At 53.3% G+C, this 12,484-nt stretch carries 13 protein-coding genes; 3 read left to right on the top strand and 10 right to left on the bottom strand.

Annotation, left to right across the window (positions count from 1 at the left end; all coding sequences use genetic code 11):
- The 5 genes from LKH74_RS05025 to LKH74_RS05005 form a co-directional block, all read right to left on the bottom strand.
- Positions 1 to 1,028, bottom strand: a 1,028-nt coding sequence (locus tag LKH74_RS05025) for a hypothetical protein (RefSeq protein WP_287788499.1), incomplete at its 3' end; no start/stop codon positions are given.
- Between the two features lie 603 nt (positions 1,029 to 1,631).
- Positions 1,632 to 3,245, bottom strand: coding sequence for a BCCT family transporter (locus tag LKH74_RS05020; RefSeq protein WP_434737648.1), 1,614 nt, complete (start codon positions 3,243 to 3,245; stop codon positions 1,632 to 1,634).
- 312 nt (positions 3,246 to 3,557) lie between these two features.
- Positions 3,558 to 4,169 (bottom strand): sugar O-acetyltransferase, encoded by a 612-nt coding sequence (locus LKH74_RS05015; RefSeq protein ID WP_135367056.1) that lies wholly within the window; start codon positions 4,167 to 4,169, stop codon positions 3,558 to 3,560.
- Positions 4,170 to 4,687: 518 nt separating this feature from the next.
- Complete coding sequence (locus tag LKH74_RS05010; RefSeq protein ID WP_135366877.1) at positions 4,688 to 5,158, bottom strand: VOC family protein; 471 nt, start codon at positions 5,156 to 5,158, stop codon at positions 4,688 to 4,690.
- A gap of 117 nt (positions 5,159 to 5,275) precedes the next feature.
- Positions 5,276 to 6,151 (bottom strand): ribonuclease H family protein, encoded by an 876-nt coding sequence (locus LKH74_RS05005; RefSeq protein ID WP_287788498.1) that lies wholly within the window; start codon positions 6,149 to 6,151, stop codon positions 5,276 to 5,278.
- Between the two features lie 553 nt (positions 6,152 to 6,704).
- On the opposite strand from LKH74_RS05005, the gene LKH74_RS05000 reads away from it, so the two are divergent.
- Positions 6,705 to 7,178 (top strand): hypothetical protein, encoded by a 474-nt coding sequence (locus tag LKH74_RS05000; RefSeq protein ID WP_287788497.1) that lies wholly within the window; start codon positions 6,705 to 6,707, stop codon positions 7,176 to 7,178.
- Between the two features lie 471 nt (positions 7,179 to 7,649).
- Here the strand turns inward: LKH74_RS05000 and codA are convergent, their stop codons facing one another.
- Positions 7,650 to 8,885, bottom strand: coding sequence for a cytosine deaminase (gene codA, locus LKH74_RS04995; protein WP_135366880.1), 1,236 nt, complete (start codon positions 8,883 to 8,885; stop codon positions 7,650 to 7,652).
- 27 nt (positions 8,886 to 8,912) lie between these two features.
- Complete coding sequence (locus LKH74_RS04990) at positions 8,913 to 9,209, bottom strand: hypothetical protein (RefSeq protein ID WP_287788496.1); 297 nt, start codon at positions 9,207 to 9,209, stop codon at positions 8,913 to 8,915.
- A gap of 118 nt (positions 9,210 to 9,327) precedes the next feature.
- Here LKH74_RS04990 and thiD point away from each other — a divergent pair, with 118 nt between their 5' ends.
- Entirely contained in the window at positions 9,328 to 10,146 is an 819-nt protein-coding gene (thiD, locus tag LKH74_RS04985; protein ID WP_135366882.1) for a bifunctional hydroxymethylpyrimidine kinase/phosphomethylpyrimidine kinase, read from the top strand.
- Between the two features lie 170 nt (positions 10,147 to 10,316).
- Here the strand turns inward: thiD and LKH74_RS04980 are convergent, their stop codons facing one another.
- Positions 10,317 to 10,496 (bottom strand): hypothetical protein, encoded by a 180-nt coding sequence (locus LKH74_RS04980; protein ID WP_135366883.1) that lies wholly within the window; start codon positions 10,494 to 10,496, stop codon positions 10,317 to 10,319.
- On the bottom strand, positions 10,489 to 11,184 hold the full coding sequence (locus tag LKH74_RS04975) for an NAD(P)H-dependent oxidoreductase (protein ID WP_135366884.1): 696 nt from the start codon (positions 11,182 to 11,184) through the stop codon (positions 10,489 to 10,491). The genes LKH74_RS04980 and LKH74_RS04975 overlap by 8 nt, the downstream gene beginning before the upstream one ends.
- 176 nt (positions 11,185 to 11,360) lie before the next feature.
- On the opposite strand from LKH74_RS04975, the gene LKH74_RS04970 reads away from it, so the two are divergent.
- Positions 11,361 to 12,122 carry an SDR family NAD(P)-dependent oxidoreductase gene (locus LKH74_RS04970; RefSeq protein WP_287788494.1) on the top strand — a complete coding sequence of 254 codons (762 nt, stop codon included), beginning with the start codon at positions 11,361 to 11,363 and terminating at the stop codon, positions 12,120 to 12,122.
- 141 nt (positions 12,123 to 12,263) lie between these two features.
- Here LKH74_RS04970 and LKH74_RS04965 read toward each other — a convergent pair whose 3' ends face one another.
- A complete protein-coding gene (locus LKH74_RS04965) occupies positions 12,264 to 12,413 on the bottom strand; it encodes a hypothetical protein (protein ID WP_164505564.1) in 150 nt (49 codons plus the stop codon).
- Positions 12,414 to 12,484: the final 71 nt, after the last annotated feature.

Raw genomic sequence — 12,484 nt, 5'->3', positions numbered from 1 at the left:
CTCTGATTCGTATAGGTAAACGTCAACATGGAATACTGACCATCAGACGGTGTATTCCCCGAGTCTGGCGACACCAGCGTCAAGTAGCCATTGTTTTCCGTATAGCGGAGCCAGTTGTCCGTCTGCCCACTCAGCGGGTCCGGCCCCTCGGGAATGTAGACGTTATCAATGTTGGCCCATTGGCTATCCGTGATGCCGACGGTTTGGTTGCCGTCGATATCGGTCAGCGTCAAGAGCCCCGTCACGTTTTCGGCGGCTCCGGAATCGCTGCGGACGAATTGATACGTCACATCACCCCAACCGGCCCCCCGAAAGTTGGAATAGATCATCGTGGTGTACGTTTCCACGTACGCGGGATCCGTTTCCGATAGCCGGCCCCAATCTGTATAGAGAATGTTCATGTCCAGACTGTGGCCCGCGGCATCAAAGCCCACGTTCGTGTACTTAAATCCCACTGCGCCCTTGGTCGCCGTGGTCAAGTCTGCGGCAATCGTATGTTTCTTGGTCACAGGTTTCTCCGTTCCAATCACCGACACCGTCGTCGTGCCACTCCCGTTGAACTTCGGAATGAACGCGTACTTACCTGCCAACTTCTGAGTGCCATCGGGCGTCACCGCCTTGGGGTTCTTCGCAATCGGCGTCGCACCGGCATAATCGGTCTGCGTGGTCGGATCGTTAGCCGAGGACTCCGTCGCCTTTTCGTCAGTAATGAGCGGAGCTGTGGCGTCGGTTGGTTCATCATTGCGCGTTGCGTCCTGTGCTTCATCGGTGTCCTGTTGGGGTGCTACCGTCTCAGGCTGCTGGGTTTCAGGAGCCGCATCCGGCTTTGAATCGGCTGGTTGCTGGTCCGGATTGTCCGGTTGCGCTGGCGTCTTCGGCTGACTCACTGGCGTTGCGGTAGCCGGCTTGTTCTTGCCCAAAGCTACGCTGTTCGTTGGTTGAGCAGCTGCCTGCTGGGTAAGTGATGCCGCGTTTTGCGCCGATGCGAGATCAGGCTCATCACCCGTGGCAGCCTTGGCCGACGTCATTCCTAGACTAACGCTCAGTAAGACCGTTCCCGTTAGCAGTCCGTAGTTTAGCGACTTTGTACATTTTTTTTACGTGAAGACTATTATGGCTGTTTACCTTTGTTCTCCCGTTGCTCATCTGTTGAGCCCCCTACTAAAATAGTGTTTCGACCCCCTGGTAACCGACAATTGACTGATAGTTCACTGAATTTACTGACACGACCACCCTCACGGATTTGCCTAGATGGGGTCAGTCAAGATTGCTCTTTTATTCACATGAATTCATCCGTGACATCCCTTGATTCACGAATATCCCCGCACGCATCAGCCTGGTCGCCAATTCTTCCTAATCATCAGTATCCCAATAAAATCGAATTATTACACTTCTTATATTGCACCTCCCTTAAACTAATTGCAAGATAATATGACAAAAACATTTCAAAAGTTGACTGTTTTAATGGCCGGTTATTTGACTACCCCTATACTTCTACTAACGAAATTCAGATGGCATTAGTCACCCCGCCCCGCGCTATCTTAAGAAAAAGCTTAACCTTTCGACATCCATTTTTTACCCAAATAAAAAGGCCAGGACACGCGGTCCCAGCCTCAATCAAGTTCAATTTATTAGTTTGCGTGGTCTGGTGACAAGATCATTGGTCCCCGGACGGCACGCGGTAATTCGACGGTGATGCGCCGAACCACAACGGGTTGTGGAACGACCACCGGTGCTGGCTTGGGTTTGGCCGCCAGCATGTGCCAGATGGAATGCAACAATAAGATGCAGACGAACATCAGCGGGAATCCGGCAATCGTCGAGACAGTTTGCACAGTCTTGAAGCCCCCGACCATCACGATCCCAAAGGAGAAGATGATGAAGACGATGACCCAGATCATCCGGTTCCAGCGACTGGGTTCTTGCCCATCATCCAGGTGCAGACTCGTAAAGGACGACACGATGAAGGCGGACGACGAAATCGTCGTGGCCAAGAAGATGAAACAAGAGATACAGTACAAAGCCAAGACGATCATCTTAAACGGCAACGTCGCAATCACCGTGGCCACCACGGCGGCTTGGCCTTGCGTATTTAAGATGTGGACCAAGTTAACGGCCCCGGTCCGTTGGAGCCACAAGGAGTACCCGCCAAAGATGGCGTAGAAACTCATGCACCCCAAGGCCCCGTACGTCAGCATCCCGACTAAGACCTGACGAATCGTCCGGCCCTTAGAGATACGGGCGATAAACAGCCCCATCACGGGCATGTAAGACAGCCACCAGCCCCAGTAGAAAATGGTTTCCTGCTGAGCGGTACTGTCCCCACCGTTAGGCAAGGTGTTGGTCGACATCGAAATAAATTTCTGGGCCATCAACCCCAGACTGTTCGTTTCCGAATTCAAAATGTACACGGTCGGGCCAATAATTAAAATAATGGCTAAGAGACCCAGCGCCGTCCAAATGTGGGCGGAACTCAAGCGGTTGATACCGCCATTTAACCCATGGAAAACCGTGACTGCAAATAAAATAAACAGGATGATGAAGAGCTCGATCTTTAGCATCAAGTTATCTTGCACACCCGTAAGCCGGCTCAAGACTTTGGAAATGATTGGAATTTCCATCCCAACGGACGACCCAATGCCGCCCATAATGCCAAAGACGACCAGGAAGTCAACGACGTGCCGGGCAATCACCTTGCCGCGGCTGTCGCCTTGCAGGCTGGTGATGGCTGCGCTGACGCGTTGGACCTTAGCGTGCTTCACGTAAAGCACGTACGCAATCGCAATCGTCGCGGGCGCAAACATCATCCAGGCCATGGGCCCCCAGTTGAACTGCCCCAACATGTGAGCTGCCCCATAGGCGTTGCTAGAAAATGGCTTAAAGCCAAACGCCGGGTGTTGGACGTAACGCAGCGGATCGACGATGGACAGCATCAAGATGCTGGCGTCGATGGCCGTTGCGAAGACCATGCTCCCCCACTGGAAGTTGCTGTAGTGGGGCTTGTCTTCGGGGTCACCTAATTTTACCTTACCAAACTTACCGAATGCCAGATACATAAAAAATAAAAAGTTGACGACGTACACCATCAAATAGGCCCATGACATGCGAGTATCAATCCAGTTCAACAATGAACTGAGCGTGGCCTGTAACTGGCCACCGCCTAAAATAAATAGCAATGACGCGAGTATAAATAAAACGATGGTTGGTACGAATACTAACTTATCAATATTTTTACGCGCTAAAATAAATAATCCTCCTCATTTGTTTCCTGCAGGCCAAGCCTCCAGCGGATGGTGCTTCAATTAGATTGTACGAAAAAAGCGCGTTTCCAGGGTCGTTATCCGAGCTACCTGTACAGCGCGCTACCGTTAAATACAAATTGCTTTCGAAAATCTTCTTAAAGCGATATCCAAAATCTATTATACGCGGTCATTTAAATTAGTAAAATCTTGCTGGACGATAAGTTTTTTCTGTCTAAAATAAACCGGTTACAAGCCACGTCATGTTAGTAATCTAAGAATTTGATTAGAATTTAGAATTAGGGCCTAAACCGGGGGTTATTTTCCCAGTTGATCCGGCCATTTGGCCCGAGCCGCCGCGTCGCCAGTCGCGCTATTGTCAATTTCCTTGATCACGCGCGCCGGATTCCCGGCAATCACCACGTTGTCGCCAAAGGACTTGGTCACCACGGACCCCGCACCGACGACCACGTTGTTGCCCAACGTGACCCCCGGTAAGATGGTCACACGACCGCCCAACCAAGCATTATCGCCAATGGTGATGGGGGCGCCCATTTCCACGTCATTGCTGCGTGCCATGGCATTCAACGGGTGGACCGGCGTGTACAGGCCGATGTTGGGGCCGAAGTAGCAGTGACTGCCAATCGTGATGGGACAGGTGTCCAAAAAGGTCATATCGTAGTTGCCATAGAAGTGGTCACCGATGTGAATGTTCCAGCCGTAATCGAACATGAAACTGGCTTCAACGAAGAAATCATCGCCGGTATCCGCCAGCAATTTCTTGTAGGCGGCGTTGCGGGCCCGGTTATCCGTCAGTTGGTTTGCCGCCTGTAAGGACTTGCGGGCCAAGATGCGCCGGTCGATCAGTTCCTGGTCAAATTGTTGGTAGGGTTGCCCGGCTGTCATTTTTTCTCGTTCTGTTGTCATGATGTTATCAATCACTCCTCTTGGTTTTATGATACCACTGTTGGTAACGGGGCGACAAAAGGTCGGTAGTCGATGCGGCGGTTACTGGCCGCCTACCGTTCGCCAAATATGGGTTGGAACGCGGTGGGCGGACCGGACCGAGCCTGGGAAGCGGTCTCGGCCTCGCTTTGAGCCGAAGTTCGCGTCTCAAAGACGCCAGTTCCCTAAGCGGCATGACCCACGCCGCTAAGGGAACTCCCACGGCTGAACCCATATTTGGCGAACTCTCGGCTACGATAGCGGTTATCAGCAACGACTGCTGTTGATTTGCCCACCACCGCAGTCTGGTAGCCATCACCTTGAGTTGTGCAAGTTCATCAGCAAAAGAGTCGCCCTTCACAGTAGAAAGTCGTGACTCGGCCATAAAAAAGAGCCGGAAATTTTCTTTCCGACTCCCCCATTACTGATTAAAGTTGCATGATTGGCTCCTGCTACGGCCCCACTGACGGCGACCATTTTACACGAGTGTTACCCAGTCAGAATTAAGCTTCTGTGGTGGCTTCGCTGGGGTGGGCGGGCAATGACTGCTCGCTGAGAATCCAGGTGATGCCGTATGCATCCACGATCTGCCCCATTTTGCCGCCCAGTGATTGTTTGGCAAAGGGACTGATCACCTTAACGTCTGACTTGATCAGCCGTTGGTACAGCGCGTCTAACGCCTTGACGCTGGCGCTGTCGTCCTCATCGACTGCCAACATCAGTGAAATCAAGGTGGACGACGTCGGTTGCCCCATCAAGGCATCCGCGCACTGAATATCCAACCCCATGATTTGAAAGCCCCCGCGCATGGTCATTTTTTCCAGGTCAACCGCGGGATCCAAGCCGAAACGTTCGGCCTCGTCCACGGTTGGGCTGACACGGTAAGCATTCGTAGCGCCAAAGACGCTCTGATAATAATCGATCGCCTCTTTGGCATTTTCAAACTCCAGATACGGAATTAACTTTGCTTGCATCATCGGTACCCCATTCAATCCTTAATATTTGCTGGACTTAGGCTAGCCCCTAAATCCTTGGGTGCTGGTTCTCCCAATTAGATTACGTCTACAATCCCTCTAGCTAGCATTATACCCTTAATCATCTGTAAACGGTAGGTCGCGCAGGCTCCGCGCAATGTCAGCCACCGACTCGGCGGTCGATCGATGGGTCATCTCGCGTTGCGGTTGGGCCGTCTGAGCCTTGGTAGGCTTAGGTTTGGGCGCTGCTGGAGTGGTCGTCACGGCTTTTGGTGTCGGCGTCACTCCAGATTTGGTCATGTGGTCCATCGTTTGATTGAGCAAATGATCGACGAAGACGTTCCCCTGGTTGGTGGCGTGGCCCTTGGTCCAGCGGTACTGGAGGTCGGCAAATTGTGGCAATAAGCGGTCCACGTCCTGCCAAAGTTCCGCGTTGACCAGTGGACCGGCACTGCGCTTCCAGCCGCGGCGTTTCCACCCGGCCAGCCAGCCCTTGGTCACGGCATTCAAGACGTACTGCGAATCCAGCACGAATAAGATGCTCTCCCGGGTCTGCCCCAAGTCGACCAGGTGCTGCAAGGCATTGCGAAACGCCATGATTTCCATGCGGTTGTTGGTCGCACCAAATTCACCAGCCGACCCAGTCTCCACGCGGTCGGGCAACTCAATGCGGTAGGCCCAAGCAGCCTTGTCCGCGTCTCTGACGTGCCCGCCGGCGACGTTGCCCGTGTTGCGAGACCCGCCATCGGTGTAGACGGTAATCGTCGCCTGGCTGGTCGCCGCGGGACGCGCCGTTGCCTTGGCCTGGGCCTTGCCGTGAGCGCTCGATTGGTTGCTTGCTTGCCCCTGCATAAATGCTTGAGCCGCGGCTTCAGTGGTAAAACTCTTGTATTGTGCGCCGGAATAACCGTTGACTTGCCGTTGCGTTTCCGGCCAGGTCCGGTAGATGCCCGGCTGTTTGCCTTTGCGGACCGCATAGTATTTTTGTGCCATCTTCGTTCCTGCTTTCATGTTTTCTGCGTAACGCTTTAATCATCAGTTGGGTGTCAGCGACTTGGTGGAAATTGGCCGCCCAATATGGGATGGAAACGCGGTTAGTCCAGGGCCAGTGTCGCCTCGCTGTGAGCCAACGACGCTGACGGGCTCACCAATTCCTCAGCGCCTAATTCGAGGCGCCTGGACGTTCCCAACCATCATTTCGTCATTGGGGAGATGGCCAATTCTGTTGACCATTCGCGACATTCCCGGTTGGCTTTTCGCCCATAAATTGGTTTAATTATTTCTCAAACTCGCCCTAGTTTACCATACTTTTTCCCGGATTTTTTAAAATCCGCCATTACCAAATTTATGAATCCGGCGCCATTGCCAGTGGGCTCGCGTCCATTTTTTTTGCGAAAAAATTAAGTATCCGGAAAATCCCGAATTTATAAGGTTAAATTGTTTCCATAACTTTTAGATTATGCTAGTCTAGAAGGTGTGAAATAATGACCGGAGAACACCGTTTTTTCCTGCATTTTCTAAATTTTTGAGGGGGTTTTCGTTTTTCATGAAGAATCCGATCCGTGCGACCATTATAACCGTCGACCAAGCCCGTGCCATGCTGAAAGACCAGCGTGACCAACGCGATGAACGTTTTCCAGAGCTAGCCGCCTCCGGTCAATACATCTTACCAGACTACCGGTTGACTCGTAAGCGAGAAGCCTTTAAGATTCGGCGCCATACGTTTTTGAAGAAGCACTTCCGCTCCTACGTGGCGTTTGATTCCGACAATGGCCAGACGCTGTGGATCCACAACTTTCCCAGCCTCTCTGAAGCTTGTTTCTGGTTGAACACCGGCCTGAAGCCCAACGACACGGACTCGACCAGTTCCTATCAGGAATGGAAGACCAAGCACACCGATGAGATTGAGGCCTTGAAGGAACAGCTGCGGGCCCAACACCACGAAAAGAAAAAGCCGGCCGCCGCTGCCAAACCAGCGCACGTCTCGGCCGTTAAAAAAGTTAAGCACACCAAGAAGTAATGTCAACGCCGCCACTCCCGCAGTGACCGGCGTTTTTTTGCGTCCTGCAATGGTTTCCTAGGTGAAACCAGCCGCCTGCGTCCGCCAGGGGTTCCGGCAAGTTGACATCTATCAACCACACCGTGTTGGTCGGCGCCAGTAGACAAGCCAGCTGCTACCAATGAGCCAATCGTTGCTGGCAAGTACTACCTTAGCCGAGAGTTCGCCAAATATGGGTTCAACCGTGGAGTTCCCTTAGCGGTGGTTTGGGCCGCTTAGGGAACTGGCGTCTTTGAGACGTGATCTTCGGCTCAAAGCGAGGTATCTAGACCAACTTTTGGCTCGGCCCGTCCCCAGCGTTCCAACCCATATTTGGCGAACGGCAGGCGGCCAGTACGCGTTGTGCGGCGGACGCAGGCGACTGGTTTGCACAACCTAAAAAAGCAGACTGGCCAAGGTGCGGCAGTCTGCTAAGCGTGATGGTGTTTAAATCTACAGATCCAGGTGAACCTGCTTCGGGTCGGTCTTGACGATGACCTTGCCGTGGTGAATCGAGTACAGCACTTCGGAGCGTTGGTTCAGCGCGTTGTAGAAGTTGTCGTTGTTCATGACGACTAGGTTAGCGGGCTTGCCCACTGCAATGCCGTAGTGATCGGTCACGTGCATGGCCTTGGCCCCGTGAGTCGTGACGAATTGATACGAGTTCATGATGTCATCGTACCCCATCATTTGCGTCACGTGAATGCCCATGTGCAGGGAATCTAACATGTTGCCATCCCCCATTGGGTACCACGGGTCCTTGATGTCGTCTTCCCCAAAGGCCACGTTGACCCCGGCGGCGTTTAATTCCTTGACCCGCGTCAAGCCCCGACGCTTCGGGTAGGTGTCAAAACGCCCGCCCAAGTGGGTGTTGATCAGTGGGTTAGAAATCATGTTGATGTGAGACATTTGTAAGAGGCGCATCAATTTGTAGGCATAGGCGTTGTTGTAAGAGCCCATCGCCGTGGTGTGGCTGGCAGTCACTTGGTCGCCCAACCCGGTCTCTAAGGCCAGTGTGGCCAACGTTTCCAGGCCGCGAGAAGCTGGGTCATCGATTTCGTCACAGTGGGCGTCGACCAGCTTGCCGTACTTTTGGGCCAAGTCAACGGCGAAATGCAGGGATTCCACGCTGTATTCACGGGTGAATTCGAAATGCGGAATGGCCCCGATGACGTCGACACCTAACTTAGCGGCCTGTTCCATCAATTCCTTACCGTGAGGGAACGACAAGATTCCCTCTTGCGGAAAGGCGACCAATTGGAGTTCGATAAAGTCCTTGACCTCGTCGCGCACCTCGATCAACGCCTTGAGCGCCGTCAAATTAGGATCGGTCACGTCCACGTGTGAACGGACGAACTGGATCCCGTTAGCGGCTTGGCGTTCCAGCGCTTGCCGGGAACGGGTCTTGACGTCTTCGATACTCAACGTCTTCTTGCGTTCTGACCAGATCCGGATCCCGTCAAATAGCGTCCCGGACTGGTTCCATTCGGGGTCGCCGGCCGTCATGGTACTGTCCAAATGAACGTGCGGGTCAACGAATGGTGGTAAGATCAATTTATCCGTTGCATCAATCACCTGTTCATTGTCCTGTGGCGTTAAATGATCGGCAATGGCCGTGAATTGACCATTTTCAATCCGAATATCTTGTGGCTGCTTTGCATTTTCGATGTGCCCTTGTTTAATTAACATGCACGCTAATCCTCCTAGTCGCGATTTTCAATAAAATCCTGAGATGGTCAAGCCCAGCGCTAGCAAGGACCCGTCCGTGACGATGCCCGCAACGACGGCAATACTTGCCACCGTCGCCGGTACCAGGCCCCACTGCGGTCCCCGGCGTGCCGAGCGCACCAACCCATATAAGCTTATCACAGTTAGCGTCAATCCGAGCGCTAAAGTCAGCGGTTCGTTGGGAATTAACGTATACAATTGGTCAAACGCCCCGGCGATGGCGACCCAACTAGCCGCCACGCCGCCGAGACTCCACCCTAAAACCGCTTTGCCCCCTGTAGTCATGCGCCCCACACCCCTTTTCATTTTGAGCAAACTTTCCGCGCCTTTTCAATAGCTATTTTCATCGGTTCCATGGTATGCTGAATGCAATCAAGTCAAGTCATGGAGGTCCGATCAAATAATGATAAATTCATATCCACAAGCCTTAACGATTGCCGGTTCCGACAGCGATGGCAGTGCCGGGATGCAGGCCGACCTACACACCTTTTTCGCCCGCGGAGTTTACGGCGCATCCGTGATGACCGCGTGTGTGGCCGGCAACTCGTATGGCATTCACGCCAGCGTGCCAATGCCCACCGATTTCATCGACCAGGAGTTTGCTGACCTGGCAGACGACTACCACATCCGTGCCGCTAAAACAGGGATGCTCGCGGATTCCGAGCTCATCGAAGACGTGGTCAAAAACTATCAAGCCGCCGACTTCGGCCCCCTGGTGGTCGACCCGGTCATCATGACCAAGCACGGCAATCAGCTGTTAGAGGAAAGTGCCTTCAACACGCTGCGAACCAAATTGATTCCGTTGGCGACGGTCCTGACACCGAACTTTTATGAAGTCCAAAAGATTGCCGAAATGACCATTCACAACGATGACGACATGATCATGGCCGCCAAGAAGATGCAGGCCATGGGCGCCAAAAACGTCGTTGCCAAGGGCAGCCACGCCGATAACCAGCAGACGACCGTCCGTGACTACATTCTGTTGGCATCGGGCGAAGGTTTCTGGCTCAGCGAACCCTACCACCAAACGGACCGGGTCAACGGCACTGGCGACTCCCTATCCGCTTGCATCACGGCCGAACTGGCCAAGGGCACTCCGATGAAACAAGCGATTGAAATCGCCAAGCAATTCGTCAACACGGCCATTGGCCACCCCATTGAAGTCGGCCACAAGTTTGGGCCCATCAACCACTGGGCGGCCCAGGACCGTTCCTACAATTAAAGATGACTTAGAGGCCGCAGTTGGCCTCTTTTTTAGTTGCTTTCGTAAGCCCGAAGCGGGTGGGCGGTTAACTGTTTAGTCGTGTTAAGCGAAACCTGTGGCCTGTTGACAAACAATCAGCGGCCAGCTTGGCCCAGGTCAACTGCCATTTGCCATCGTCGCTCAGGCGGCTACCACTTGTCCGGACGCCAGGTGCGGCCGTCGACTTCGCCGCTGAGCTGGTCGTTGCGCCGGTCTTGTTCGCGGACCATTTCCTTGAGTGCCAGCCAAAACGCCCGGTCGGTGAACTTGGCCTGTTGTTCCGCCAGCTTGTCAATTTGCAGTTGTAACCATTGCGATTGCTCAGTCATCGTCTCGCTCCTTAATCAAAGACAAGGTATCCGCCAGTGCGTCGAGATCGTCTTGTTGCTGGGCGAACTCGGCTTCAATCAAGCGTCCCGTGGCCTGTTGTTCCGGCGGTAGTTGGTCGATCATCCCCGGCAATTTTTGGGCAAACCAGGTCTGACGTGACTGCAAACTATCCGGTTGGGTCTGCGTTAGGTAACGCTGGTAATCCACGACCAATTGGAGCTTCTCCGGTTCCTCCAGGTAGGCGAATTGGTGAATCGCAAACGTCGGCAGCCAAGTCATTTTCGCCCGGTGCGCCACGGCGGCTAACGGTGCCAACGCGGCATCTAGCGTCAGTCCCTCGGCACCCCCGCGCTGAAAGGCCTTGGCCGGCATCCCCGTGGTGACCACGATGCCCAGCTCCTTGTCGGCCAACGGGTAACGGTGGTCGCCGTAAACGAAGGTCCGCGTCAAAACAGTGTCTTCCCACTGCTTTAAGCCCGCGGGTGCCGCGTACCAATACAAGGGAAATTGTAAAATGATGCGGTCAGCTTGCCGCAGTTGCGCTTGTTCCTTTTCAATATCCAGGTGTGCTTGACTTTCAATGTGTTCCCAAACGATGTCCGCGTTCGTTGGCAAACTCGCCTTTAAAAATTGTTGGCTGGTTGAGTCGGCCAGGTGTGGATGGGAAACCAATACCAGGGTCGTCATGGCCTCAGCTCCTTTACTTATGTTCTCTAAAACTACTCTATCACAAAACCGCCGGGCAACGGATCTGAACGCCCAGTTAGTTTGTGACCTTTTTGTGAAAACGGTTACAAAATTGCCGATAACGTGTATAATTGCTTGCTGGTAAAATGATTAACCGATATCAGGAGGGATTCATTATGGCAATACAATGGGACGTACAAGGTAAAAGTGTGATTATCACCGGTGGCGCTGGCGGTATCGGCCTGGGCATGGCCACGGCTTTCGTCAAGGCGGGCGCGCAGGTCTTGATCGTCGACGTCAACGAAGACCACTTACAGGCGGCAGCCCAGAAGCTTGCGCAATTTGGCACAATTGAAACGTTGAATCTGGATATTTCCCAGGTCGAAAATGACCGCCAGATTATCGACACCGCCGTGGCTACCTTTGGCAAGCTGGACGTCTTAATCAACAACGCCCACGCGTCGAAGCAAAAACCATTTACCAGCCTGACGGATGACGACTTTGCGCTGTCCTTTAATACTAGCTTCGCGCCCACGCGACACCTGATGTTGCTGGCGCATGACCAACTCAAGGCCACGCACGGTTGCGTCATCAACTTCGCTTCCGGCGCCGGCATTCGAGGTCAACAAACGCAAGCCGCCTACGCTGCCGCCAAGGAGGCCATCCGCGGATTGACCCGGGTGGTTGCACATGAGTGGGCCGCTGATGGCATTCGCCTGAACATCATCTCGCCCATCGCTGAAACGGACGGCGTCAAGCAATGGCACCAGGCCGCACCACAGCAATACGATCAGCTGGTCAACAGCATTCCGCTCCACCGGCTGGGCGACCCCGAACACGACATCGGCGCCGTGGCCCTGTTCTTAGCCAGCAGCGCCAGTGCTTACATGACCGGGCAAACGTTGATGGTCGATGGCGGCGATATTCAACTGTATTAAGTGTATCAAGAGCGTGGGCCAAAGGGTGATTAGCCGGTTTTGCTATGTAAAGATAACGCAAACGAGCCTGGGAGGTCTGTCCTAGGCTCGTTTGCGTCCCAAAGAAAAACGCCCAGCCAATCGACTGGACGACCCTAATTCTTAACTTAACCGACGATTGCTGTCGTCGTGGAATTTACTGCGCGTGGCCAAATGCTTACTCTTCTTCCGAAAAGCCGCCAGATTATTCAGGTACAATTGACCCACTCCGGCAATGACTAAAATCAGTAAAATGATCGCTACTGCATGCATAAGAATTCCCCCCGTCAACATTAGGTTACAAATATATTATCCTAATGTTACAGGAATATTGCAAGTGGTCA

The organism is Levilactobacillus sp. (assembly GCF_022646225.1).
GTDB classification, from domain to species: domain Bacteria; phylum Bacillota; class Bacilli; order Lactobacillales; family Lactobacillaceae; genus Levilactobacillus; species Levilactobacillus suantsaiihabitans.
This window is presented reverse-complemented; position numbering and strand designations above follow the sequence as displayed.

Excerpts from the sequence above, each read along its gene's own strand:
- LKH74_RS05000 (WP_287788497.1), top strand. The coding sequence starts at position 6,705 with ATGAAGAATCCGATCCGTGCGACCATTATAACCGTCGACCAAGCCCGT.
- thiD (WP_135366882.1), top strand. The coding sequence starts at position 9,328 with ATGATAAATTCATATCCACAAGCCTTAACGATTGCCGGTTCCGACAGC.
- LKH74_RS04975 (WP_135366884.1), bottom strand. The coding sequence starts at position 11,184 with ATGACGACCCTGGTATTGGTTTCCCATCCACACCTGGCCGACTCAACC.
- LKH74_RS04965 (WP_164505564.1), bottom strand. The coding sequence starts at position 12,413 with ATGCATGCAGTAGCGATCATTTTACTGATTTTAGTCATTGCCGGAGTG.
- LKH74_RS05005 (WP_287788498.1), bottom strand. The coding sequence starts at position 6,151 with ATGGCACAAAAATACTATGCGGTCCGCAAAGGCAAACAGCCGGGCATC.
- codA (WP_135366880.1), bottom strand. The coding sequence starts at position 8,885 with ATGTTAATTAAACAAGGGCACATCGAAAATGCAAAGCAGCCACAAGAT.
- LKH74_RS04990 (WP_287788496.1), bottom strand. The coding sequence starts at position 9,209 with ATGACTACAGGGGGCAAAGCGGTTTTAGGGTGGAGTCTCGGCGGCGTG.
- LKH74_RS04970 (WP_287788494.1), top strand. The coding sequence starts at position 11,361 with ATGGCAATACAATGGGACGTACAAGGTAAAAGTGTGATTATCACCGGT.
- LKH74_RS05010 (WP_135366877.1), bottom strand. The coding sequence starts at position 5,158 with ATGCAAGCAAAGTTAATTCCGTATCTGGAGTTTGAAAATGCCAAAGAG.
- LKH74_RS04980 (WP_135366883.1), bottom strand. The coding sequence starts at position 10,496 with ATGACTGAGCAATCGCAATGGTTACAACTGCAAATTGACAAGCTGGCG.